The organism is Bacillus sp. FSL R10-2780 (assembly GCF_038006125.1).
GTDB lineage: Bacteria > Bacillota > Bacilli > Bacillales > Bacillaceae_G > Bacillus_A > Bacillus_A cereus_U.
The window spans coordinates 2,935,938-2,961,021 of sequence record NZ_JBBOUQ010000001.1 but is presented as its reverse complement, the minus strand read 5'-3'; the positions used below and the strand labels follow the sequence as shown (position 1 = coordinate 2,961,021).

Here is a 25,084-nt window from a genome sequence, read left to right as displayed (position 1 = left end):
TTATAGTTTAATGCGCAGTTACCCCTCATCTAAAGATTGTGAAAGAGGTGGGGGATGTACTGCTCATTAAAGTGAAAAGAACTCGGAAAGGAGAGGAAATATGGGAAATCAACATGCAATGGATTTGTTTGAGGAAGAGAAAAAATTTATAAAAGCGCAAGTTCTTCATACCATTTTCCACAACGAAGAAAACCTCTATTCCGTTGTCAGTATGAAAGTCATTGAAACGAATGAAACATACGACGAAAAAAAAGTAATGATAAACGGTCATTTTCCCCGTATGCATGAAGATGAAGTGTTTACATTAACAGGTCATTTTAAAGACCACCCAAAGTATGGAAAACAATATTTAGTTGAAACGTTTAAAAAAGAACTGCCACAAACAAAAGCAGGTATGGTGCAATATTTAGCGAGCGATTTATTTAAAGGGATTGGAAAGCGTACAGCCGAAAAAATCGTGGACCATCTTGGTGAGCATGCGATTTCTAAAATTATGGATGATCCGGATGCGTTAAGTGGTGTTGTAAACAAGCAAAAAGCGCAGGAAATATATGAGACGATTATTGAGCATCAAGGGCTCGAGAAAGTGATGAGTTTTTTAAATGGTTACGGTTTTGGAACAAAACTTTCTATTAAAATTTATCAGCAATATAAAGAGATGACATTAGAAGTGATTCGTAATAATCCGTATAAACTTATTGAAGAAGTGGACGGAATTGGATTTGGAAGAGCAGATGATATAGGGCGTGCAATCGGAATAACGGGCAATCACGACGACCGTGTACGTGCAGGGTGTTTTTATACGTTAGAGAATATTTCATTACAACTCGGTCACGTGTATATGGAAAAAGGTCAGCTTGTAAGAGAAACGATGTCACTTTTAAATAATCAAGAAGGCAGAGTGACTGAGGAAGATATTGTAGGCTGCGTTGAAATGATGCAAGGCGAAGGGAAAGTCATTATAGAAGAAGAGCGAGTGTATTTAGCTTCTTTATTCTATTCTGAGAAAGGCGTTGTAAAGTCGATCCGTCGTCTTATGAATCAAGAAGAAACCCCTGCATTCCCTGAAGCAGAAGTGTTAAAAACATTAGGAGAAATTGAAGAACAGCTAAAGGTGCAGTATGCGCCGCTTCAGCAAGAAGCAGTTCAAACTGCACTTCATAAGCCGATGATGCTATTAACAGGTGGACCAGGAACAGGGAAAACAACAGTTATTAAAGGGATTGTTGAAATGTATGCATCACTTCACGGAGTATCATTAAATCCGAATGAATATAGTGATGATAATCCATTTCCGATTTTATTAACGGCTCCAACTGGAAGAGCAGCGAAGCGAATGAGTGAATCGACGGGGCTTCCGGCGTGCACAATTCATCGTCTACTCGGTTGGACGCCAGAAGGATCTTTCCAGCGTAATGAAACCGATCCAGTACAAGGAAAGTTACTCATTATTGATGAGTTTTCAATGGTAGACATTTGGCTTGCAAATCAGCTGTTTAAGTCGCTTCCGACAAATATTCAAGTTATCGTTGTAGGTGATGAAGATCAGTTGCCATCTGTAGGACCTGGACAAGTGCTAAAAGACTTATTGAATGCAGGTGCAGTTCCAACGGTCAAGCTTACAGAAATTTATCGTCAAGCGGAAGGGTCATCTGTTATTCAGCTTGCCCATGCGATAAAAGGTGGTGCGCTTCCGCCAGATTTAGCACAAAATAAAAAGGATCGTTCCTTTATTTCTTGTACAGGCGCTCAAATCGTTGAAGTTGTAAAAAAAGTATGTGAAAATGCCAAGACAAAAGGATTTAGCGCAAGAGATGTACAAGTGTTGGCACCTATGTACCGCGGACCAGCAGGTATTAATGTGTTAAATGAAGCTCTCCAAGAAGTGTTTAATCCGAAAAGGGAAAAAAGTAAAGAAATTGCATACGGTGACGTTGTATACCGCAGAGGAGATAAAGTACTGCAACTCGTCAATCAGCCGGAAAGCCAAGTATTTAATGGTGATATCGGAGAAATCGTTTCGGTGTTTTATGCGAAAGAAAACGTTGAGCAACAAGATATGATTATCGTTTCATTTGATGGGATTGAAGTAACGTATACAAAGCCAGATTTAAATCAAATTACACATGCATATTGCTGCTCGATTCATAAATCACAAGGTAGTGAATTTCCGATTGTTATTATGCCGATTGTAAAAAGCTATAACCGTATGTTACGTCGTAATTTAATTTACACGGGTATTACAAGAAGTAAGAAATTCCTTATTATTTGCGGGGAGGAAGCAGCTTTTCAATCCGGTGTGAATCGCCTTGATGATGCAATGCGTCAAACGACTTTAGCTGGCCGATTGCAAGAATCACAAGGCGAAGTGCAAATGGTGACGGTTAATGGTGAAGAAATGGATGTGGAAAACATTTCACCGTATGATTTCATGTAACAAGGTGAAATTATATAGTGAAACTTTCAAACGTATAACGTTGAAAGGCTTTAGCAATGTATAAATGAATGCAGTTTGGACATAATGGCGAATAGAATCTGGGAGACTGTAAGGAGATGAAAGCCATATGTTCAGTTGTCCAAATTGCAAAGGGAAAGACATCGGAAAAATAGGTGTCAACCAATTTTATTGCTGGAATTGTTACATCGAATTATCGGTTTCAAAGGGGAAAATCCATACACATCAAGTAGAGGAAGATGGTTCATTAAGCTCTCTTGATGATTTATTTGATGATAATGAAAGAACGATCGGATAACGAAAAGGGGGATTTACTTTGAATCTACGCAATTCATTAATCGCATTAGGTGTTGGAGCTGCAGCATATCAATATGCTCGCAAACAAGATGTATTCTCAAAACGCAATGTGAAAAAAGCACGTAAGATGATTAAGTCTTATTTATAAGGCGTAAAAACTCCCTTCATGATAAGGGAGTTTTTTTATGTGCTTGTATGCAAATATAAAAGTCCGATTTCAGAGAAGAGATAAGATAAACCGTAACATCCAACGCCAAGCATTCCATAATGCCATAAGTGCTTCGCTCTTTCTTTTCGCGAGGAACGAATAAAGAAGCCTTTCCAAATACCAAACCCGATACAAATCCATTCAAGAAGCATAAAAAGTGCGGATAATGCAAGCATAAATAAGATCATTATGAGCCCTCCTGATTATATTTTGACATTTTGTATTTTCATGGGTGGTTGTCCTTATTATGTTAAATATATGTACGTCTTTAAAAAACAGTATGGTCTGTATAAAAAGATTTTAAAACTTTTGCACATAACCTAACCTATTTATTTTCAAAATAAAGGTGGAGGAGGTTTTTCGTGTGAAGAATCTTAAAATCATTTGGATATATCGTTTAGGATTATTGTTACTCGTTTTTCTTTGTTTGCTCGTCTTTTTAAAAATTAAGCCACTATGGGCACCGATTATTTTTGTATTTAAAGTGGCGATCACACCGTTTCTTATTGCTTGTTTTATTGCTTATTTATTACACCCTTTAATTGAAAAAATCCATAAGGAAGGAATGCCACGCACACTTGCTATTTTGCTCATTTATATTCTTTTCTTTGGCGGAATTGGCTATGGGATTTATAAAGGAACGCCAGTTGTTATTAAACAGTTACAAGAAATTAATGAACAATTTCCGCAGTTTACAAAAATGTACGATTCTTGGATGGATGGAGTTACAGAACAAACAGCGAATTTCCCATCATTTATTCATGAAAAGGTAAAGCAAATTTTCGTTGGTGTAGAAATGAAGATACAAACGCTTTTAAATAAAGTTATGAGCACAGCACGTGGTGTACTGGATTCATTGCTCATTATTTTCTTAATTCCGTTCATTGTATTTTACATATTAAAAGATTACGGTGAGTTTTATCATATTTTTTGGAAACTAGTTCCGAGTAAGTGGCGTAGTACGGGTCAAATGCTTGCGAAAGAAATTGATAAGTCACTCGGAAGTTATATTCGAGGACAGTTATTTGTTTGCTTAGTATTAGGGGGAGTATCTGTTCTTTCTTTTTGGTTTATCGGTATGAAATATCCGTTATTACTCGGTATTATTATTGGGGTAACGGATATAATCCCGTACTTTGGTCCTATTTTAGGGGCGATTCCGACGTTGATGATTGCGGCAACGGTATCAACGAGTTTACTCATTAAGGCGGGGATTACGATTGCTATTTTGCAATTTTTGGAAAGTAACATTTTATCGCCTTACATCGTCGGTAAGTCGCTTCGTATGCATCCTGTGATTATTATGTTTGCGTTACTAGTAGGGGGAGAAGTTGCGGGGATTGTAGGATTACTAATATCGGTTCCTATTTTAGCGGTCATTCGGACAGTGGTCGTTCATGTGAGGCCTCTTTGGAAAAGAGAAGATATTTAAAATGAAAAGTAGATGCTTATGTAGCTAACGAAAATGTGTGTAGTACAATATAATTATTATTATCTACATTGACAAACTTAAGAGAATTCTATTATATTTAGTCATATAATACATTAAATCAATGACGGAACAAGTATGTTACAGTCCATTTATAGAGAGAAGCTTCCAATGGCTGAAAGAAGCTTTAAATGAAGGGTAACAGAAAGCTAATCCTGAGAGCAGCTAATCACTGCCGTCTTGCCACGTTACGGCACCATGAGGTGATGAATTGATTGTTATAATAATCAATTCATAATTAGGGTGGTATCGCGAGTTAACTCTCGTCCCTTTTATTAGGGGCGGGAGTTTTTTATATTTAAGGAGGAAAATACAATGAAACAACTAACAGGCGCACAAATTCGTCAAATGTTTTTAGACTTTTTCCAAGAAAAAGGACATGCAGTAGAACCAAGTGCATCACTAGTTCCGCACGAGGATCCATCTCTTCTATGGATTAATAGTGGTGTAGCGACATTAAAGAAATATTTTGACGGACGTGTAATCCCGCAAAACCCACGTATTACAAATGCACAAAAATCAATTCGTACAAACGATATTGAAAACGTTGGGAAAACAGCTCGTCACCATACATTCTTTGAAATGTTAGGGAACTTCTCAATCGGTGATTACTTCAAAGAAGAAGCAATTACTTGGGCTTGGGAATTTCTAACGAGCGACAAGTGGATCGGATTCGATAAAGAATTACTATCTGTTACAATTCATCCGGAAGATGAAGAAGCATTCACAATTTGGAATGAGAAAATGGGTGTTCCAAAAGAACGCATCATCCGTTTAGAAGAAAACTTCTGGGATATCGGTGAAGGACCAAGTGGACCGAATACAGAGATTTTCTATGACCGCGGTGAAGCTTACGGTAATGACTTTAGTGACCCAGAATTATATCCAGGCGGAGAAAACGAGCGTTACTTAGAAGTATGGAACCTTGTATTCTCTCAATTTAACCATAATCCAGACGGTTCATATACGCCGCTTCCTAAGAAAAACATCGATACAGGGATGGGTCTAGAGCGTATGACATCTATCGTTCAAGATGTACCTACGAATTTTGATACAGACCTATTCATGCCGATGATTGGGGCGACAGAATCAATTTCTGGCGAGAAGTATCGTAATGGTGACTTAGAAAAAGATATGGCATTTAAAGTAATTGCTGACCATATTCGTACAGTAACATTTGCGGTTGGTGATGGAGCACTTCCTTCTAACGAAGGCCGTGGTTATGTATTACGTCGTTTATTACGCCGCGCTGTTCGTTACTCGAAAAAATTAAATATCAACCGTCCATTCATGTTTGAATTAGTACCGGTTGTTGGAGAAGTAATGAAAGACTTCTATCCAGAAGTACTTGAAAAGAAAGATTTCATCGCAAAAGTTGTGAAGAATGAAGAAGAGCGTTTCCATGAAACACTTCATGATGGTGAATCAATTTTAGCTGACGTAATTGCAAAAGCGAAAGAAGAAAAAATAACTGTTATTTCTGGCGTAGATGCTTTCCGTCTATACGACACGTACGGTTTCCCGATTGAATTAACAGAAGAATATGCAGAAGAAGCTGGTATGACAGTTGATCAAACAGGCTTTGAGAATGAAATGGAGAAACAACGTGAGCGTGCACGTGCTGCTCGTCAAGACGTTGATTCTATGCAAGTTCAAGGCGGTGTACTTGGTGAAGTTAAAGTAGCGAGCGAATTCGTTGGTTACGGTACAGTTGCAACAGAAAGTAACGTTGTTGCACTTGTAAAAAATGGTGAGTACACAGATAGCCTACAAGCAGGTGAAGAAGGACAATTAATGCTTGATGTAACGCCATTCTACGCTGAGAGCGGTGGGCAAATTGCAGACCGTGGTTATCTTCTTGCTGACGGCGTGAAAGTTCTTGTAAAAGACGTACAAAAAGCACCAAATGGTCAAAACTTACACAAAGTTGTTGTTGAAGAAGGTATATTAACGAAAGAAGCGGCTGTAAAAGCTCTTATCGATACGAAAAACCGTAGTAGCGTTGTGAAAAACCATACAGCAACTCACTTACTGCACCAAGCATTAAAAGATGTACTTGGAACGCATGTTAACCAAGCGGGTTCTCTTGTAACATCTGAACGTTTACGTTTTGACTTCTCTCACTTCGGTCAAGTGCAAGCTGACGAATTAGAAAAAATTGAGCGTATCGTAAACGAAAAAATTTGGCAAAGTATTGATGTTGCGATTTCTCAAAAAGCAATCGAAGAAGCGAAAGAAATGGGCGCAATGGCATTATTCGGTGAAAAATACGGTGATGTTGTACGCGTTGTACAAGTAGGCGATTACAGCTTAGAGCTTTGCGGTGGTTGTCACGTTGATAACACAGCTTCTATCGGTATTTTCAAAATCGTTGCTGAATCTGGTATCGGTGCAGGAACACGTCGTATTGAGGCGGTAACTGGGAAATCTGCATACGAATTAATGAACGATCAAGTAGGTTTATTAAAAGAAGCAGCAGGAAAAATGAAAACAAATCCGAAAGATATTTTAACAAGAGTTGATGGTTTATTTGCTGAAGTAAAACAACTTCAAAAAGAAAACGAATCTCTTGCTGCGAAATTAAGCAATATCGAAGCTGGAAACTTAACTGATTCAGTAATGACAGTTGATGGTGTGAACGTATTAGCGGCGAAAGTAAATGTTGCAGATATGAACAATTTACGTACAATGATGGATGATCTTAAAAATAAATTAGAGTCTGCAGTTGTTGTATTAGTGTCTGTAAATGACGATAAAGTAAATATTTTAGCTGGCGTAACGAAAGATTTAATTAGTCAAGGTTACCATGCAGGTAAACTTGTGAAAGAAGTAGCTTCTCGTTGTGGAGGCGGTGGTGGTGGCCGTCCTGACATGGCTCAAGCAGGTGGTAAAAACCCAGCGCAAGTTGAGGAAGCTTTAGCATTTGTACAAGAGTACGTTAAATCTGTTTCAAAATAAAGAGATAGTAGTGTACAATGGTAGGGAGAGGAGAAGTTCTTCTCCCTATACTTACTACTTACAAGTGAGGTGCTTGAAATGGACGGTTTTGATAAAACAATGAAGTTTAGCATTCAAGATGAAAAGCAGAGTGTCCATGTGAATGATGTACTTTTAACTGTGTATAATGCACTTCAAGAAAAAGGTTATAATCCGATTAACCAAATCGTCGGTTATTTATTAAGTGGAGATCCAGCATACATACCTCGCCATAAAGATGCACGAAGCATTATTCGCAAGCTTGAACGTGATGAGTTAATTGAAGAGCTTGTGAAGTCTTACTTGAAACATCATCGTGAGGAGTAGTTTATGCGGATATTAGGTTTAGATGTTGGTACTAAAACAGTCGGTGTTGCAATGAGCGATGAAATGGGCTGGACAGCACAAGGACTGGAAACAATCAGGATTAACGAAGAACGAGGCAACTTTGGTTTTGACCGTATTTCTGAGTTGGTAAAACAGTACAATGTGGACAAAATAGTAGTAGGTTTACCTAAAAATATGAATGGTACAATTGGCCCGCGTGGTGAAGCGTGCCAACAATTTGCAGAAAACCTGCGAAATCTGTTACAATTAGAAGTTGTAATGTGGGACGAGCGTTTGTCGACGATGGCAGCGGAACGTCTGCTCATTTCAGCTGATGTGAGCCGTAAGAAGCGAAAGCAAGTAATCGATAAGATGGCTGCAGTCGTAATCTTACAAGGATTTCTAGATAGTAAATAAGAGGTGACCAAAATGGAAGAAAATCAAATTACAATTGTAGACGAAAAAGGAAACGAACATTTATGTGAAATTATTTTCACTTTTGATGCTGAAAAATTCGGCAAAAAATCTTACGTAGTCTTCTCGCCAATCGGTGAAGTAGACGAAGATGGAGACCAAATCTTCGATGCAATGGCATACGAGCAAAGTGAAGAAGAGGGCGGAACATTACTTTCAATTGAATCTGAAGAAGAGTGGGAAATGGTACAAGAAATGTTTAACACTCTTGCTGATGAGCAAGACGAAGAGTAGTAATGTATAAAAAGGTGGACTGTGTACACAGTTCGCCTTTTTTGTATTCAAATGCAAAATGACAGATTTTTTGTCGAAACTACTTAATTGTTTATAGTATAATAAGACGGGTTGTATGAAATGAGGCTTTAAATGAGTAGCTGTCACCAATTATTTAGAAATGATTGGTTTTGCTTTATGTTTGTAGGGCATTGTATAGAGGAAGTGTATATGGTCTACAATTAATTAAGGAGGAAGAATTTTGGTAGAGAATCAAGTGAAGAAGAAGCGTAGACGCATTTTTTTATTTTCGATTATCGCACTGCTTTTAGTTTGTGGATCAGTCTATGCGTATATTTCATCTGCATTAGGACCAGTTGATAGTGGAAATAAAAAAGAGATTGAAGTAGAGATTCCAAAGGGGTCATCTACAAGTAAAATCGGTGAGATTTTAGAAGAAAAAGGTGCTGTGAACAGCGGTACAGTTTTTAGTTTTTATACGAAAGTTAAGTCGAAAAGCTTACAAGCAGGTACATATTTATTAAATCCTTCGATGAATGCTAACGATGTCATTGAACAAATGTCATCTGGCAACGTACATCGTCCGGCTCTTTATAAAGTGACGATTAAAGAAGGAGCGCAAGTAACTGAAATTGCTGAAGTGATTGCGACAGAATTAAAGTGGAATAAAGATGATGTTGTGCGTCAATTAAACGATAAAGCATTTATTCAAAAAATGCAGCAAAAGTATCCGAAGCTATTAACGGATAAAATTTTTGATAGTAATATTAAATATCCATTAGAAGGTTATTTATATCCTGCGACGTATTCGTTCTATAAGAAAGATACGACATTAGAAGAAATCGTAATTCCGATGCTTGAGAAAACGAATGCAATCATTGTTCAAAATGAGGCAAAAATGAAAGCGAAGAACTGGGATGTGCATCAACTGCTCACGTTGTCTTCACTTATTGAAGAAGAGGCCACTGGCTTTACAGATCGCCAGAAAATCTCTAGTGTTTTCTATAATCGTTTAGCGAAAGGTATGCCGCTTCAAACGGATCCGACGGTACTATACGCGCTTGGAAAGCATAAACAACGTGTATTATACGAAGACTTGAAAGTAAACTCACCGTACAATACGTATGTTGTGAAAGGGTTGCCAGTTGGACCGATTGCAAACTCTGGTAAACATTCAGTGGAAGCAGCGTTAGATCCTGCGCAAACAGATTATTATTATTTCTTAGCTGCACCAAGTGGTGAAGTGTATTATGCGAAAACATTAGAAGAACATAATGCATTAAAGCAAAAATACATTACGAAAAAACAATGAAATCGGGAGGGGTAGCGAAAAAGGTCGCACATCCCTCTTTTTTGTGGTAAAATATATCGGGTTAAAAACTGGCAGAAGAATCGTTTTTAATATCAAAACGGGACGTACAAGCTAAGGGTGAAACTGGCTTGTATTTTTATTGCATTCTATGTGTGAAAAGACAAAGGTTGACGCGTCATAGAGGCACTTCTCCATGTAAATAAGGAGGACCAATTATGGAGGACGCAGTTAACGAGTACCTATTATCATTTATTGATCCAAAAGATAAATTAATTCTTGAAATGGAAGAGTATGCAACTGAAAACCATGTGCCGATTATGGATCGACTTGGAATGGAATTTATGCTGCAATTTTTACGTTTAATTGGACCGGAAAGTATTTTAGAACTTGGAACAGCAATCGGTTATTCTAGTATTCGTATGATGCAAGCTATTCCGAACTCTCGCATTGTGACAGTAGAGCGCAATCGTGAACGATATGAAAAGGCACTTGAATATATAGAATGTTCCTCAGTAACAGACCGTATTTCTGTTATTTACGGTGATGCTTTAGAAACGGGCGAACAAGTGAAAGAACATGGAACATTTGATGTTATTTTTATTGATGCAGCGAAAGGGCAGTATCGTCGCTTTTTTGACTTATACGAACCGTTATTAAATCCTGGTGGCGTTATTATTTCAGATAACGTTATGTACCATGGTCTTGTGACGACAAAAGAGAAAATTGAAAATAGACGTACGCGTGGTTTGATTCGTCGTATTAAGACGTACAATGAATGGCTTATGAACCATGAAGGATATGATACAACGATTTTCCCAATTGGCGATGGAGTGGCTGTAAGTAAAAAGAGAGGGTGACAAAAGTATGAAGAAACCTGAATTGTTAGTAACGCCTAGAGCGGTGGCGGATATTGAACCTCTTGTGAAAGCAGGGGCAGATGCAGTAATGGTTGGTGAACAAAAGTTTGGTTTACGTTTGGCAGGAGAGTTTTCACGTGAAGATGTGAAACAAGCTGTAAACATTGCACATGAAAATGGTGTGAAAGTATACGTTGCAATGAATGCGATGTTCCATAATGATAAAGTGGAAGAATTAACGGACTACGTTGCCTTTTTAAATGAGGTAAATGTAGATGCGATTGTTTTCGGAGATCCAGCGGTATTAATGGCTGTTCGTGAAGTTGCACCAAACATGCAACTGCACTGGAATACAGAAACGACAGCGACAAACTGGTTTACTTGTAACTATTGGGGGCAAAGAGGCGCGAAACGCGCTGTATTAGCTCGTGAGCTTAGCTTAGATGAAATTGCTGAATTAAAAGAAAATGCTGAAGTGGAACTTGAAGTACAAATTCACGGTATGACTTGCATGTTCCAATCGAAGCGTTCACTAGTAGGAAACTACTTTGAGTATCAAGGGCGTAATCTCGACATCGAAAAGAAAAAGTATGAAGAGAATATGTTCTTATACGACCCAGAACGTAATAACAAATATCCAATTTATGAAGATGAAAACGGTACTCACATTATGAGTCCAAATGATATTTGTTTCATCGATGAGTTAGAGGAACTAATCGATGCTGAAGTCGATAGCTTAAAAATTGATGGTGTCCTAAAAAGTTCTGAATACATTATTGAAGTAACGAAGAAATATCGTAAGGCGATTGATTTATGTGTAGAAGATCGTGATGCGTATTATGACGTGAAAGATGATTTATTGAAAGAGATAGAAGAAATACAACCGGTAAATCGTCCGTTAGATACAGGATTCTTCTTTAAAGAAACGGTTTACTAAACGAGGAGGGTGTAGGAAATGACTGTACAAGAAATTTCACGGGTGATCGATGGCAAACGCGTTATTGTGAAAAAACCTGAACTGTTAATCCCTGCGGGTAACTTAGAAAAATTAAAAGTAGCTATCCATTATGGGGCAGATGCTGTATATTTAGGTGGACAAGAATTTGGTCTTCGTTCTAATGCAGGTAACTTTACGCTGGAAGACATGGCAGAAGGCGTTGAATTTGCAAAGAAATATGGAGCAAAAATATACGTAACAACAAATATTTTTGCACATAATGAAAATATGGATGGGCTAGAGGAATATTTAAAAGGGATTGAAAAAGCTGGCGTAACGGGAATTATCGTTGCCGATCCGCTTATTATTGAGACATGTAAACGTGTAGCGCCTTCTGTTGAGGTGCATTTAAGTACACAACAATCACTATCCAACTGGAAAGCAGCACAGTATTGGAAAGAAGAAGGTTTACATCGTCTTGTATTAGCTCGTGAAGCAAGCTATGAAGAAATGAAAGAAATTAAAGAAAAAGTTGATATTGAAATTGAAGCATTCGTCCATGGTGCAATGTGTATCGCGTATTCAGGGAGATGTACATTAAGTAACCATATGACAGCGCGTGACTCTAACCGTGGTGGTTGTTGTCAATCTTGCCGCTGGGATTATGATTTAGTTCAAACGGTATCACAACATAAAGATGCAAAAGAGCTTCCTCTATTCCAGGAAGAAGATGCTCACTTTGCGATGAGCCCAAAAGATTTAAATTTAATCTTATCCATTCCGAAAATGATTGAAATTGGAATTGATAGCTTAAAAGTTGAAGGACGTATGAAATCTATCCATTACGTAGCGACTGTAGCAACTGTATATCGTAAAGTAATTGATGCGTATTGTGCGGATCCGGATAACTTTGAGTTTAAACAAGAATGGTTAGATGAACTTGATAAATGTGCAAATCGTGATACAGCTCCTGCATTCTTTGAAGGGGTTCCAGGACATCAAGAGCAAATGTTTGGAAATCATAGTAAGAAAACAACGTATGATTTTGCTGGTTTAGTGTTAGATTATAATGAAGAAACGGGCATCGTAACGCTTGAGCAACGTAATCACTTCAAACCAGGACATGAAGTGGAGTTCTTTGGGCCAGAAATAGAAAACTTTACGCAGACGGTGGAGAAAATTTGGGATGAGGATGGAAACGAATTAGATGCAGCGAGACATCCGTTGCAAATCGTGAAATTCAAAGTGGATCAACCAGTGTATGTGAATAATATGATGCGCAAAAACATACTTCAATAAGAAAGAGTGGTAGTCGAATGGGGACGAATAAGCCTGTTGTAATTGGAATCGCTGGTGGTTCAGGATCAGGAAAAACAAGTGTAACGAAAGCGATTTTTGACCATTTTAAAGGTCATTCCATTTTAATCTTGGAGCAAGATTATTATTACAAAGATCAAAGCCATTTACCAATGGAAGAACGTTTAAAAACAAATTACGATCATCCGTTAGCGTTTGATAATGATTTGTTAATTGACCATTTGCAGCAGTTGCTTGCATATGAGCAAGTGGAAAAGCCTATATATGACTATACATTGCATACGCGTTCAGAAAAAATTATTCCAGTTGAGCCGAAAGATGTAATTATTTTAGAAGGAATTCTTATTTTAGAAGACCCACGTCTTTGTGAGTTAATGGATATTAAGGTGTTCGTTGATACAGATGCGGACCTTCGTATTTTACGCCGCATGCAGCGCGATATTGAAGAGCGCGGTCGTACAATGGATTCAGTTATTGACCAATACGTAAACGTTGTACGACCAATGCATAATCAATTTATTGAGCCTTCTAAGAAATTTGCGGATATTATTATCCCTGAAGGTGGACAAAACCATGTTGCAATTGATATTATGGTTACAAAAATTGCAACAATTCTTGAACAAAAAGTAAATTTGTAATAGCATAGTAAAAGATATACGTTAGGAAGGGATTTTTTCCCTTCTTATCGAATACAATGAAACATGAAACCTCACCTACCAATAGGTGAGGGCATATTTATATCAACTTTCCATACATACCTTCTTTATATAAGGAAGAATTGGAGAATAAGGGGTTGTATGTGACAACTCCACTAGTGCACGTGTGCTAGAAACCTCCGCTATATATAAGCGGAGGAGTTTTCATATGGAACTCCTCTTTTTTTCAGGGGATTGGTATATAAAAGGAGTGGAAAACATGGCAACAGAAAAAACATACCCTATGACGCAAGAGGGTAAGCAAAAACTAGAGAACGAAGTTGAACAATTAAAAACAGTAAGACGTAAAGAAGTTGTAGAGCGTATTAAGATCGCACGTAGCTTCGGAGATCTTTCTGAGAACTCTGAGTATGATGCAGCGAAAGATGAGCAAGCATTCGTAGAAGGACGCATTACACAACTTGAAAATATGATCCGTAATGCGGTTATCATTGAAGACAATGGTGAAGAGTCTACAGTTGTAACATTAGGTAAAACAGTAACATTTAAAGAGTTACCAGGTGGAGACGAAGAAGCGTACACAATCGTAGGTAGCGCAGAAGCTGATCCATTTGAAGGAAGAATTTCTAACGATTCTCCAATCGCAAAAAGCTTATTAGGTAAGCAAATTGGTGAGAAGGTAGCAATCCAAACACCAGGTGGAGAAATGCAAGTAGAGATTATCTCTGTAAAATAACGTAAAAATCACTCGTGTGAAAACGAGTGATTTTTTATTTGTATAAAAGGTGAAACACCTCGTCTAAACTACAATAGACGAGGTGTTTTTTATGAAAATGAAACGGAGAATTATAATTGTTTTAATTTGTTTTATGGGTGTGATTTTTTTATTACTTTGTCGTTTAATCCAAGTACAGATTATTGATACGGAATCCTTTACTGATCGAAATATCAATTTGATTGAAAAAAGTGTTACGCAACGAACACAATCACTTACAGTAGATAATGGAAGAGGGCATTTTACAGATCGAAATGGTAAGGAAATTGGTGAAGAGAAATATCCAGTCTTAATTGTTTTTCCATTTTTACAAATAAAAAATGACATGTTAGAGAAAATTGCGCATATCATTGGTGTGTCGAGACAAGAAATAAGACTGCAAATGAAAAATAAGAATCAAGCATTTATATTACGAAGGGGGAATATCCCATTTCAATTAACGCTCGAGCAGATGGAGAAGGTAAATCAATTAGATATTTTAGGTATTGTAGCAGCAGAAGTTCGACTGAAGCAAACGGGAGAGGCAAATCATTTAATTGGTGATGTGGGAGAGAATGAACAGGAATTTCAAAAGCGTTATGGAGAAATGAAAAAAACTTCGAAACAAACGCCAATTGGTATTTCGGGATTGCAACAATCATTTGATGAATTTTTACTGACTGATGGAGAAGCGAAAGTACTATATCAAGTGGATCGACAAGGAGAACCGATTTTCGGGAAACAGGCGAAATACACTTCACCAGGAAATCCATTTTATCCAGTTACTATTCAAACAACAATACATAAAACGTTGCAACGACGAGCAGAGAGGATTATAGATGAAAATGGAATAAAAAAAGGTGGGTTAGTATTACTAGACATAAAGAATAGTGAAGTTTTAGCAATGGTAAGTAGGCCTTCTTTACAGATGAATGATAGGAGGATATATAAAGCTACACTTGAAAATCAAATGTTAACTCCTCATTTTCCGGGGTCTGTTTTTAAAACAGTAGTTGCAGCAGCAGTAATTGATGAGAATTTGGTGCGGTTTAATCGTACATTTAACTGTAATACGGATTTATACGGTGAAAATCTTCCACAAGTTATGATGGGGTCATTAAACTTTAAGGAAAGCTTTGCTAGAAGCTGTAATCGAACGTTTGCCGTATTAGGTGATGAACTAATGCAAAAGGATAGGGATGTGTTAGAAACGTATTTAGAGGCCTTAGGAGCAAGTAAGAAGGTAGGGTGGAAAGGTTCGGTATTTCATACACCAGAATTTGAGCAATTGCCAGAAGAAAAGAGTGCTGTTATTTGGGGGAGCGAAGAAAATAAAGATAGTAGAAAAGCGATTGCTCAAACGATGGTCGGACAAAAAGATGTACGTGTGTCACCTCTAGCTATAGCGAATATGATGGCGACAATTGCTAGAGGTGGAGAGAAGATGGAAGTGAAAGCTGTGAAAAAAATAGTGTATAAAAATGGAACCGACTTTTTTATATTTGAAAATCATAAATTAAATGGGAAACAGCTTTCTTATGAAACGATGAAAAAATTACAACAGTTGTTAAGAGGCGTTGTAACGATGGAGAAAGGAACGGGAACCGCATTCCGTTCGTTGCAACTAACTGTCGCTGGAAAATCTGGGACGGCACAAACAGGAAAAGGAGAGAAGGTGAATCGCTGGTTTGCAGGTTATTTTCCATATGAAAACCCAAGATATGCTTTAGTTGTAGTTGATATAGAAACAGATAACGTAAATGTAGTTACACCAGCTTTTGCAGAAATGGTAGAAGCAATTCATCAATTAGAAATTGAAAAGTAATCTTGCAATTATTTATGAAATGTTTTCATTTCGTGAAAATATTATTGTAAATGTTCAACCTTTCTAGATTTAATGTTACAATAGCAAGTATGAAAAACTGCATGGAGGTTTGAAGAATGGCAGGAGGATCTAGATTTCAACAGAAACAACAAAAACGTCGTCAAAACGGTGTTTTAAATATTGCGATTGCTATTGTATTAGTAGCAGTAGCTATTGTAGCATATCAATTGTTTGTTCCTGGTACAAAAGAGCAAGCGTCTTCTAGTGATAAAAAAGTAACTCAGCAAACAACAAAAGAGAATAAAGTTGAGAAAGCTAAAGGTAAAGAAGAGACGAAGAAGAACGAGCAAGAGAAAGCAGAGGCTAAGAAGAAGGAAGAAGAGAAGCTAAAGGCTGAAGAAGAAAAGAAAAAAGCTGAAGAAGAAGCGAAAGCTAACGAGAAAGAACCAGCTGAAAAAACACAGCCAAAGGCAACAGATGCGTATACGAAATCCTCTTGGAAGCCAGTAGGTACAGAACAAGGTGGAACACCTGCGATGACGTTTAAAAAAGGTACAGCAGATTGGAATGAAATGAATCAAGCGATTTCCACTGCAATTGACGTTCCAGTAGAGCAATTAGTTATTCATAGAATCGGAAATAACGGTAAGAATAAAGCATACGGTAATGTCCAAGATAAGCAATCAGGTAAAAAATATTATGTAAATATTGATTGGGTAGAAAATGAGGGCTGGAAACCGGTACTCGTTCAAACTCTAAACTAAAAAAGAGGAGCTCTTAGGAGCTTCTCTTTTTTAGTTAACGTAATTTCTTTAACTTAAAATGCACAACCGCGCTATAATAAGGTCTTTTACTTTCAGGGTCCATAACCATTTGGTGAGAAATATGATGAACTTCGAGCATAAGTGCTTTATTATTATCAATTTGTTCGCTAATTTTCTTCTCTAAAGAAACTAAATTTGCAGCCTCAAAAAACTCCACTTTATCTTCTAACATTTCAAAGGTAAATGACACGAAGACCACTCCTCTCCTATGTAATCACCTATAGTGTAACAAAGAAAAGAAGGAAATACTACGTACATTTCAATTGACATTTTTAGAAAGAGGGCATATTATACTGATAAAACCGATAAGAAAAAGGGGAATTTTTATGGGAACAGAATTTAATGGTTTATTTGATGAATGGGCTCATACGTACGACTCATTTGTACAAGGCGAAGATATACAATATAAAGAAGTTTTCGCCCATTATGAGGACATTTTAGAGGATGTAGTTAACAAGTCATTTGGCAACGTATTAGAATTTGGTGTTGGTACTGGCAACTTAACAAATAAATTATTACTTGCTGGTCGCACAGTTTACGGTATAGAACCGTCACGCGAAATGCGTACAATTGCAAAAGAGAAATTACCAAAAGAATGTTCAATTACAGAAGGTGATTTTCTATCATTTGAAGTCCCGAATTCAATCGATACTATCGTGAGCACTTACGCATTTCATCATTTAACAGATGAAGAAAAAGACGTAGCAATTGCGAAGTATAGTCAATTGCTAAACAAAGGTGGTAAAATAGTGTTTGCTGATACGATATTTGCAGATCAGGAGGCATATGATAAAACTGTCGAAGTAGCAAAACAAAGAGGTTTTCATCAGTTAGCAAACGATTTGCAAACAGAATACTATACACGTATTCCGATCATGCAATCTATTTTTGAAAACAATGGTTTCCATGTAACGTTTACGAGATTAAATCATTTCGTTTGGGTAATGGAGGCAACTAAGCAATAGAAAGAGGGATTAGATTGAGAATTGCTGTAATTGGAGCAATGGAAGAAGAAGTACGTATTTTACGTGACAAACTAGAACAAGCAGAAACAGAAACTGTTGCAGGTTCTGAATTTACGAAAGGGCTATTGGCAGGACATGAAGTAATCTTGCTAAAGTCTGGTATTGGTAAAGTAAATGCAGCGATGTCAACGACAATTTTATTAGAAAAATATAAGCCTGAAAAAGTAATTAATACTGGTTCAGCTGGTGGATTCCATCACTCTCTAAATGTTGGTGATGTAGTTATTTCAACAGAAGTTCGTCACCATGACGTAGATGTAACAGCATTTAACTACGAATATGGTCAAGTGCCAGGAATGCCACCTGGATTTAAAGCTGATGAGGCATTAGTTGCATTAGCTGAGAAATGTATGCAGGCAGAAGAAAATATTCAAGTTGTAAAAGGTATGATTGCAACAGGTGATTCATTTATGAGTGATCCGAACCGTGTTGCAGCAATTCGTGATAAATTTGAAGATCTTTATGCAGTAGAAATGGAAGCAGCAGCTGTTGCGCAAGTATGCCACCAATACGAAGTTCCATTTGTTATTATTCGTGCACTTTCTGATATTGCTGGTAAAGAATCAAATGTTTCATTTGATCAATTTTTAGATCAAGCAGCTCTTCATTCTACAAACTTTATCGTAAAAGTACTAGAAGAGTTAAAGTAATGTAACAAAAAGGCAACTGTCTCATATAAAGAAAATACATACAGTTGCCTTTTCTTTATTGGCAAATAAGGGGGAGAACACGATGAATGTATATCGTGGAGTTCATGAGTTGATTGGCCATACACCAATCGTAGAAATTACTCGTTTTTCACTTCCGAAAGGAGTCCGTTTATTTGCAAAGCTTGAATTTTACAACCCAGGCGGAAGCGTTAAGGATCGTTTAGGAAGAGAATTAATCGAAGATGCGTTAGAAAAAGGGCTTGTTGCAGAGGGCGGGACAATTATTGAACCGACGGCTGGAAATACCGGCATTGGACTGGCACTTGCAGCGTTAGAACATGATTTACGCGTCATTGTTTGTGTACCAGAGAAATTTAGTATTGAAAAACAAGAATTAATGAAAGCGCTAGGTGCAAAGGTCGTGCATACACCGACTGAGCAAGGAATGACCGGCGCAATTGCAAAGGCAAAAGAATTAGTAAAGGAAATACCAAATTCATACTCTCCAAGTCAGTTTGCTAATGAAGCAAACCCTCGTGCTTATTTCAAAACACTAGGTCCTGAACTTTGGGACGCACTGAATGGAGAGATTAACATATTTGTTGCGGGTGCAGGAACTGGCGGTACGTTTATGGGAACTGCGTCTTATTTAAAAGAAAAAAATATTGATATTAAAACGGTTATTGTAGAACCAGAAGGATCTATTTTAAATGGCGGCAAAGCTGGTTCACATGAAACAGAAGGTATTGGTCTTGAATTCATTCCACCATTTTTAAAAACATCTTATTTTGATGAAATTCATACGATTTCTGATCGAAATGCATTTTTACGTGTAAAAGAATTGGCACAAAAGGAAGGCCTTCTCGTTGGAAGCTCTTCAGGAGCAGCATTTCATGCAAGCTTACTTGAGGCAGAGAAAGCAGCACCAGGTACAAATATTGTAACGATTTTTCCTGATAGTAGTGAGCGCTATTTAAGTAAAGACATATACAAAGGATGGGAATAAAAAATGAGAGCAAAGACAAAGTTAATTCATGGTATTCGCATAGGAGAACCTTCAACTGGATCTGTAAACGTACCGATCTATCAAACGAGTACGTACAAACAAGAAGCAGTTGGTAAGCATCAAGGATATGAATATTCACGTACAGGTAACCCAACACGTGCAGCTTTAGAAGAAATGATTGCCGTATTAGAAAATGGTCATGCTGGATTTGCATTTGGTTCAGGAATGGCTGCTATTACAGCGACAATTATGTTGTTCTCAAAAGGTGATCATGTCATTTTAACAGATGATGTTTATGGCGGAACGTACCGTGTTATTACGAAAGTATTAAACCGCTTCGGTATTGAGCATACATTTGTAGATACAACAAACCTAGAGGAAGTTGTAGAAGCGATTCGTCCAAATACGAAAGCGATTTATGTGGAAACACCAACGAACCCATTACTAAAAATTACTGATATTAAGAAAATATCTACTCTTGCTAAAGAGAAAGATGTATTAACAATTATTGATAACACATTCATGACGCCATATTGGCAGTCGCCAATCTCTTTAGGAGCAGACATTGTACTTCATAGTGCAACGAAATATTTAGGAGGACATAGTGACGTAGTTGCAGGCCTAGTAGTTGTAAATAGCCCGCAATTAGCAGAAGACCTTCACTTTGTACAAAACTCAACAGGAGGTATTCTTGGCCCACAAGATAGCTTCTTACTACTTCGCGGTTTAAAAACATTAGGAATTCGTATGGAAGAACATGAAACGAATTCACGCGCCATTGCTGAGTTTTTAAATAACCATCCAAAAGTAAATAAAGTATATTATCCAGGTCTTGAATCACATCAAAATCACGAATTAGCAACAGAACAGGCGAATGGATTTGGTGCAATCATCTCATTCGATGTAGATAGTGAGGAAACATTAAATAGAGCACTTGAGAAGTTACAATACTTTACACTTGCTGAAAGCTTAGGAGCAGTAGAAAGTTTAATCTCTATCCCATCTCAAATGACACATGCATCAATCCCAGCAGATCGCCGCAAAGAGTTAGGAATTACAGATACATTAATTCGTATTTCAGTCGGTATTGAAGATGGTGAAGATTTAATTGAAGATTTAGCACAAGCGCTAGCATAATAAAAATGCACTGCTAATATAGAGCAGTGCATTTTTATTACATCATTTTGTGAAATGTTTCACAAAATAGACATACACAAATGAAATAATTTCATGTATATTGAATTCATGAAATGTTACTCACGAACAAACTTGTGAAATGTTTCACAAAGAATGAAATTCATGTAGGCAGGCAACTCTATTTTTTTGCGATAATTGGGACTTATTTTGACCTATAGGGACATATAAGGACCGGAATAGTAGAATAGGAGGAAATTTACATGGTAGTCAAAGAGAAAGTTGTAAATGAAATGCAGGAAGTAAAAGAGATGATTGATTCGTTAGTAGATAACGGTCAAAAAGCTTTACAAGCATTAGAAGGTTTTACACAAGAGCAAATTGACAACATTGTTCATAAAATGGCACTAGCAGGTGTTGATCAACATATGCCGCTTGCGAAATTGGCTGTTGACGAAACGGGTCGTGGTGTATATGAAGATAAATGCATTAAAAATATTTTTGCCACTGAATACATTTGGCATAGTATAAAGAAAGACAAGACGGTAGGAATTATTCATGAAGATCCTCATGAAGAAGTAATAGAAATTGCGGAACCGGTTGGTGTAGTAGCTGGAGTAACGCCAGTAACCAACCCAACGTCGACAACGATGTTTAAAGCATTAATCGCGATAAAAACGAGAAATCCAATTATTTTCGCATTCCATCCTTCTGCACAAAAATGTTCTATTGCAGCAGCGAAAACAGTATACGATGCTGCAGTGAAGGCTGGTGCACCAAAGCACTGCATTCAATGGATTGACAGACCTTCTGTCGAAGCAACGAAACAATTAATGAATCATGAAGGTGTTGCGCTCGTTCTAGCAACTGGAGGAGCTGGTATGGTGAAATCAGCGTATTCTACTGGCAAACCAGCGTTAGGTGTAGGTCCAGGTAATGTACCATGTTATATAGAGAAATCGGCACATGTAAAACGAGCTGTTAATGATTTGATTTTATCGAAAACATTTGATAACGGTATGATTTGTGCGTCAGAACAAGCTATCATTGTAGATAAGGAAATCTATAATGATGTTAAAACAGAAATGATTGCAAATAATTGTTATTTTGTAACAGAAGAAGAGAGAGAAAAATTAGAAAAGCTTGTTATTAATGAAAATACATGTGCAGTAAATAGTGATATTGTTGGGAAATCAGCACAGTATATTGCCGAATTAGTAGGAATTACTGTGCCTGAAGATACAAAAATGCTTGTAGCTGAAATTAAAGGGATTGGATCGGCGTATCCACTATCTCGTGAAAAACTGAGTCCAGTATTAGCTTGTTTAAAAGCAAATTCATTAGAAGAAGGATTTACATATTGCGAAGAAATGCTAGACCTTGGCGGTTTAGGGCATTCAGCAGTCATCCATTCTACAAATAAAGAAGTACAAAAACAATTTGGATTACGTATGAAAGCTTGCCGTCTCATTGTAAATGCACCTTCATCACAAGGGGGAATTGGTGATATATATAACGGATTTATTCCATCCCTTACGCTTGGATGTGGTTCCTACGGAAAAAACTCAGTTTCCCAAAATGTAACAGCTACTCATTTACTAAATATAAAAAGGCTGGCAAATAGAAAAAAGAATATGCAGTGGTTCAAATTACCACCAAAAATTTATTTTGAAAAACATGCAACAGCATATTTAGCAAACATGCCTAATATTTCACGTGCATTTATTGTAACGGATCCAGGGATGGTTGAGCATGGATATGTAGATACGGTCACGCACTATTTACGTAAACATGCAAATGATGTGAAAGTTGAAGTTTTCTTCGAGGTTGAGCCAGATCCATCAGATGAAACTGTTTTTAAAGGTGCGGACATGATGAAAAGTTTTAAGCCAGATGTAATTATCGCACTTGGTGGTGGTTCAGCTATGGATGCAGCAAAAGGGATGTGGCTTTTCTATGAGCACCCAGAAACAACATTCTATGGAATTAAACAGAAGTTTTTAGATATAAGAAAACGTACATGTAAGTATCCGAACTTGGGAAATAAAGCGCAATTTGTTGCCATTCCAACAACATCAGGGACGGGTTCAGAAGTGACGCCATTTGCGGTTATTACAGATAAGAAAAATAATATAAAATATCCGCTTGCTGATTATGAATTAACACCAGATGTAGCAATTGTTGATCCGCAATTTGTAATGACAGTACCACCTCATGTAACAGCAGATACCGGCATGGACGTATTGACGCATGCAATTGAGGCGTATGTGTCTGTTATGGCAAATGACTATACGGACGGTTTAGCGTTAAAAGCGATTGATCTCGTGTTTAAATATTTACCGAGAGCATATAAAGATGGAAATGATGAAGAGGCCCGAGAAAAAATGCATAACGCTTCTGCGATTGCAGGGATGGCATTTGCTAATGCTTTCCTTGGTATTAATCACAGTTTAGCACATAAACTTGGACCAGAATTCCATATTCCACACGGACGCGCAAATGCAATTCTTATGCCGCATGTAGTTCGCTATAATGCTATTAAGCCAAGGAAACACGCATTGTTCCCAAAATATGAGCACTTTGTGGCAGATGAACGCTATGCACATATTGCGAGGATGCTCGGGCTTCCAGCAAGTTCAACAGAAGAAGGTGTGGAATCACTTATCCAATCAATTATTGCGCTTGGGAAAAAATTGAATATTAATATGAGTATCGCAGGACAAGGAGTCGCTAAAGAACAATTTGAAGCGGTTGTTGGAATATTAGCAGAAAGAGCGTTTGAAGATCAGTGTACAACAGCTAATCCAAAATTGCCGCTCATTTCAGAGCTAAAAGAAGTCTATATGGAAGCGTATAAAGGCGTATAATAGATAAAAAAGAGCCGCATTTAAGTGGCTCTTTTTTACTTTGGAAAACATCTCCCAGTTTGGTTCTATTTACTTGTCTTTAAGCTTAATAGAATGTGATAAAGTGAGGATGGGAGTGATAAAGAGATGAAAGAATTACAAGGAAAAATAGCAGATTATACCCGTTTCGGACAAGTACTTTTGTCTATAAGTACATTTTTAATGATCGGTTTATTAATTCCAAGCGGAGTCAAAGATATGGTGCAGTCTTTTGTTATGATGGGGAGTATTGTTGTATTTTTAGTTCTTGCTTTTTTCTTCTTTAAGTGTGTTAGAACGATGCGTGACCAATTAGAGGAGAGCGAATATGAAGAAAATTGTTAAATAGAGCGCTACGAAAAGAAAAAGTCTTTTTGTAGCGTTTTTTTCGTTTTTGAAGAAAATGTATGCGGTTTATATTGACAATGATAATCTATATCAATTAAAGTAGAATAGTAGTTAATGATTATCATTATCAATTAGAGGTGAAAGAATGAAAAAATCCATTACGCTGTTCACAGCGATCTTATCTATTTTTTTCTTATTAATAGGTTGCAGTGCAAAAGAAAACGAAAAAGCATCCGCCACAAAAACAGACAAAGGAACAGACAAAATCGAAATTACCGATCTCTCAGACAGAAAGATAACATTCAATAAAGTTCCTGAAAGTTTTGCGACGTTAAGTATGGGTGACATGAATGTTATCCACGCTTTAGGAGGAAAAATCGTCGGGCGTCCAGATGCAAAAATCCCCCTTCCAGAAGATTTGCAAAAAACACAAGTAATTGGAAATGCACATCAGCCAAACTTTGAACAAATTGCTAGTTTAAAGCCAGACGTACTTGTTGCTAATAATGGATTCCAAAAAAATATTCCAACGGTTGAAGGGCAAGGAACAAAAGTAATCATTTCTTCAGCCAACTCTGTAAAAGATATTCAAAAGAGTATTGAAATGTATGGAACAGTAATGAAAAAAGAAGATAAAGCAAAAGAGCTTAACCAAAAAATTAATGATCAAATGAAGAAATATGAGAAAAAGAGTGACGTTAAAGCATTGCTAGTGTATGGGGCACCAGGCACTTATTTAGCAGCATTACCAACATCTCTATCAGGGGATATTTTAGAAAAAACGGGCGGGAAAAATATCGCAGCGGGTTTTCCAGAAATGAAAGAATATCCGCAATATGCACAGCTAAGTGTAGAACGTATTATTGAAGCGAATCCAGATGTAATTTATTTAATTACACATGGAGATCCCAATAGTGTGAAAAAAGCATTTGAAGGCAAAATGATGAAAAATGAAGCATGGAAAAATTTAGATGCAGTAAAACAAAATCGCGTAGTTATTTTGCCACCAGATTTATTTGGATCAAATCCTGGGACAAAAGTTACAGAAGCGATGGAATTCATGTATAAAAGTATACAAGATGTAAGGAAATGAT

Annotated in this window: 25 protein-coding genes and 1 other annotated feature; of the genes, 23 read left to right on the top strand and 2 right to left on the bottom strand. The window is 37.2% G+C overall.

Features of this window, described 5'->3' with window-relative positions; translation table 11 throughout:
• Positions 1-100: 100 nt before the first annotated feature.
• From recD2 to NSQ47_RS15470, 3 genes are all read left to right on the top strand, one after another.
• Entirely contained in the window at positions 101-2,437 is a 2,337-nt protein-coding gene (gene recD2, locus NSQ47_RS15480; protein ID WP_341037284.1) for an SF1B family DNA helicase RecD2, read from the top strand.
• A 127-nt stretch (positions 2,438-2,564) separates the two neighbouring features.
• Complete coding sequence (locus tag NSQ47_RS15475) at positions 2,565-2,753, top strand: hypothetical protein (protein WP_002015288.1); 189 nt, start codon at positions 2,565-2,567, stop codon at positions 2,751-2,753.
• An 18-nt stretch (positions 2,754-2,771) separates the two neighbouring features.
• Positions 2,772-2,900 carry a YrzQ family protein gene (locus tag NSQ47_RS15470; RefSeq protein ID WP_002015286.1) on the top strand — a complete coding sequence of 43 codons (129 nt, stop codon included), beginning with the start codon at positions 2,772-2,774 and terminating at the stop codon, positions 2,898-2,900.
• 35 nt (positions 2,901-2,935) lie between these two features.
• Here NSQ47_RS15470 and NSQ47_RS15465 read toward each other — a convergent pair whose 3' ends face one another.
• Positions 2,936-3,148 carry a hypothetical protein gene (locus NSQ47_RS15465; RefSeq protein WP_002160395.1) on the bottom strand — a complete coding sequence of 71 codons (213 nt, stop codon included), beginning with the start codon at positions 3,146-3,148 and terminating at the stop codon, positions 2,936-2,938.
• A 176-nt stretch (positions 3,149-3,324) separates the two neighbouring features.
• Here NSQ47_RS15465 and NSQ47_RS15460 point away from each other — a divergent pair, with 176 nt between their 5' ends.
• The 13 genes from NSQ47_RS15460 to NSQ47_RS15400 all read left to right on the top strand — a co-directional run bounded on the left by NSQ47_RS15460 (position 3,325) and on the right by NSQ47_RS15400 (position 16,882).
• Positions 3,325-4,392 carry an AI-2E family transporter gene (locus NSQ47_RS15460; RefSeq protein ID WP_002138436.1) on the top strand — a complete coding sequence of 356 codons (1,068 nt, stop codon included), beginning with the start codon at positions 3,325-3,327 and terminating at the stop codon, positions 4,390-4,392.
• A gap of 112 nt (positions 4,393-4,504) precedes the next feature.
• Positions 4,505-4,723: a binding site (T-box leader), on the top strand.
• A gap of 41 nt (positions 4,724-4,764) precedes the next feature.
• Positions 4,765-7,407, top strand: a complete 2,643-nt coding sequence (gene alaS / locus NSQ47_RS15455) for an alanine--tRNA ligase (RefSeq protein ID WP_341037282.1) — start codon at positions 4,765-4,767, stop codon at positions 7,405-7,407.
• A gap of 78 nt (positions 7,408-7,485) precedes the next feature.
• Entirely contained in the window at positions 7,486-7,752 is a 267-nt protein-coding gene (locus NSQ47_RS15450) for an IreB family regulatory phosphoprotein (RefSeq protein ID WP_002111976.1), read from the top strand.
• Between the two features lie 3 nt (positions 7,753-7,755).
• The gene (gene ruvX, locus NSQ47_RS15445) at positions 7,756-8,169 is read left to right on the top strand and encodes a Holliday junction resolvase RuvX (RefSeq protein ID WP_002160397.1); all 414 of its coding nucleotides are present in this window, start codon (positions 7,756-7,758) and stop codon (positions 8,167-8,169) included.
• 12 nt (positions 8,170-8,181) lie between these two features.
• On the top strand, positions 8,182-8,460 hold the full coding sequence (locus NSQ47_RS15440) for a DUF1292 domain-containing protein (protein ID WP_002111975.1): 279 nt from the start codon (positions 8,182-8,184) through the stop codon (positions 8,458-8,460).
• Between the two features lie 241 nt (positions 8,461-8,701).
• Positions 8,702-9,772, top strand: a complete 1,071-nt coding sequence (mltG, locus tag NSQ47_RS15435) for an endolytic transglycosylase MltG (protein ID WP_199708829.1) — start codon at positions 8,702-8,704, stop codon at positions 9,770-9,772.
• A 215-nt stretch (positions 9,773-9,987) separates the two neighbouring features.
• Positions 9,988-10,629: an O-methyltransferase gene (locus tag NSQ47_RS15430; protein ID WP_002034114.1), complete on the top strand. Its 642-nt coding sequence runs from the start codon at positions 9,988-9,990 to the stop codon at positions 10,627-10,629.
• Positions 10,630-10,636: 7 nt separating this feature from the next.
• Positions 10,637-11,566 carry a peptidase U32 family protein gene (locus NSQ47_RS15425; protein ID WP_016106210.1) on the top strand — a complete coding sequence of 310 codons (930 nt, stop codon included), beginning with the start codon at positions 10,637-10,639 and terminating at the stop codon, positions 11,564-11,566.
• Positions 11,567-11,584: 18 nt separating this feature from the next.
• Positions 11,585-12,865, top strand: a complete 1,281-nt coding sequence (locus tag NSQ47_RS15420) for a peptidase U32 family protein (protein WP_002111968.1) — start codon at positions 11,585-11,587, stop codon at positions 12,863-12,865.
• A 17-nt stretch (positions 12,866-12,882) separates the two neighbouring features.
• Positions 12,883-13,521 carry a uridine kinase gene (udk, locus tag NSQ47_RS15415; RefSeq protein WP_002015274.1) on the top strand — a complete coding sequence of 213 codons (639 nt, stop codon included), beginning with the start codon at positions 12,883-12,885 and terminating at the stop codon, positions 13,519-13,521.
• Between the two features lie 277 nt (positions 13,522-13,798).
• Complete coding sequence (gene greA, locus NSQ47_RS15410) at positions 13,799-14,275, top strand: transcription elongation factor GreA (protein WP_002173560.1); 477 nt, start codon at positions 13,799-13,801, stop codon at positions 14,273-14,275.
• Positions 14,276-14,366: 91 nt separating this feature from the next.
• The gene (locus tag NSQ47_RS15405) at positions 14,367-16,118 is read left to right on the top strand and encodes a peptidoglycan D,D-transpeptidase FtsI family protein (protein WP_341037279.1); all 1,752 of its coding nucleotides are present in this window, start codon (positions 14,367-14,369) and stop codon (positions 16,116-16,118) included.
• A 116-nt stretch (positions 16,119-16,234) separates the two neighbouring features.
• On the top strand, positions 16,235-16,882 hold the full coding sequence (locus NSQ47_RS15400) for a YrrS family protein (protein WP_078180804.1): 648 nt from the start codon (positions 16,235-16,237) through the stop codon (positions 16,880-16,882).
• Positions 16,883-16,916: 34 nt separating this feature from the next.
• On the opposite strand, the gene NSQ47_RS15395 is transcribed toward NSQ47_RS15400, so the two are convergent.
• The gene (locus tag NSQ47_RS15395) at positions 16,917-17,132 is read right to left on the bottom strand and encodes a YrzA family protein (RefSeq protein ID WP_002160402.1); all 216 of its coding nucleotides are present in this window, start codon (positions 17,130-17,132) and stop codon (positions 16,917-16,919) included.
• 136 nt (positions 17,133-17,268) lie between these two features.
• Between NSQ47_RS15395 and NSQ47_RS15390 the strand changes: the two genes are divergently transcribed.
• The 7 genes from NSQ47_RS15390 to NSQ47_RS15360 all read left to right on the top strand — a co-directional run bounded on the left by NSQ47_RS15390 (position 17,269) and on the right by NSQ47_RS15360 (position 25,083).
• Positions 17,269-17,907, top strand: a complete 639-nt coding sequence (locus tag NSQ47_RS15390; protein WP_341037278.1) for a class I SAM-dependent DNA methyltransferase — start codon at positions 17,269-17,271, stop codon at positions 17,905-17,907.
• 14 nt (positions 17,908-17,921) lie between these two features.
• Positions 17,922-18,617 carry a 5'-methylthioadenosine/S-adenosylhomocysteine nucleosidase gene (gene mtnN / locus NSQ47_RS15385; protein WP_016106205.1) on the top strand — a complete coding sequence of 232 codons (696 nt, stop codon included), beginning with the start codon at positions 17,922-17,924 and terminating at the stop codon, positions 18,615-18,617.
• A gap of 82 nt (positions 18,618-18,699) precedes the next feature.
• Positions 18,700-19,623 carry an O-acetylserine dependent cystathionine beta-synthase gene (locus NSQ47_RS15380; RefSeq protein ID WP_070144945.1) on the top strand — a complete coding sequence of 308 codons (924 nt, stop codon included), beginning with the start codon at positions 18,700-18,702 and terminating at the stop codon, positions 19,621-19,623.
• Between the two features lie 3 nt (positions 19,624-19,626).
• Positions 19,627-20,760, top strand: a complete 1,134-nt coding sequence (locus NSQ47_RS15375) for a bifunctional cystathionine gamma-lyase/homocysteine desulfhydrase (RefSeq protein ID WP_341037275.1) — start codon at positions 19,627-19,629, stop codon at positions 20,758-20,760.
• Between the two features lie 260 nt (positions 20,761-21,020).
• Positions 21,021-23,624 carry a bifunctional acetaldehyde-CoA/alcohol dehydrogenase gene (gene adhE, locus NSQ47_RS15370; RefSeq protein ID WP_341037274.1) on the top strand — a complete coding sequence of 868 codons (2,604 nt, stop codon included), beginning with the start codon at positions 21,021-21,023 and terminating at the stop codon, positions 23,622-23,624.
• Between the two features lie 126 nt (positions 23,625-23,750).
• A complete protein-coding gene (locus NSQ47_RS15365) occupies positions 23,751-23,987 on the top strand; it encodes a YrhC family protein (RefSeq protein ID WP_002111956.1) in 237 nt (78 codons plus the stop codon).
• A 148-nt stretch (positions 23,988-24,135) separates the two neighbouring features.
• Positions 24,136-25,083, top strand: a complete 948-nt coding sequence (locus tag NSQ47_RS15360; RefSeq protein ID WP_341037272.1) for an ABC transporter substrate-binding protein — start codon at positions 24,136-24,138, stop codon at positions 25,081-25,083.
• The last annotated feature ends 1 nt before the right edge of the window (position 25,084 follow it).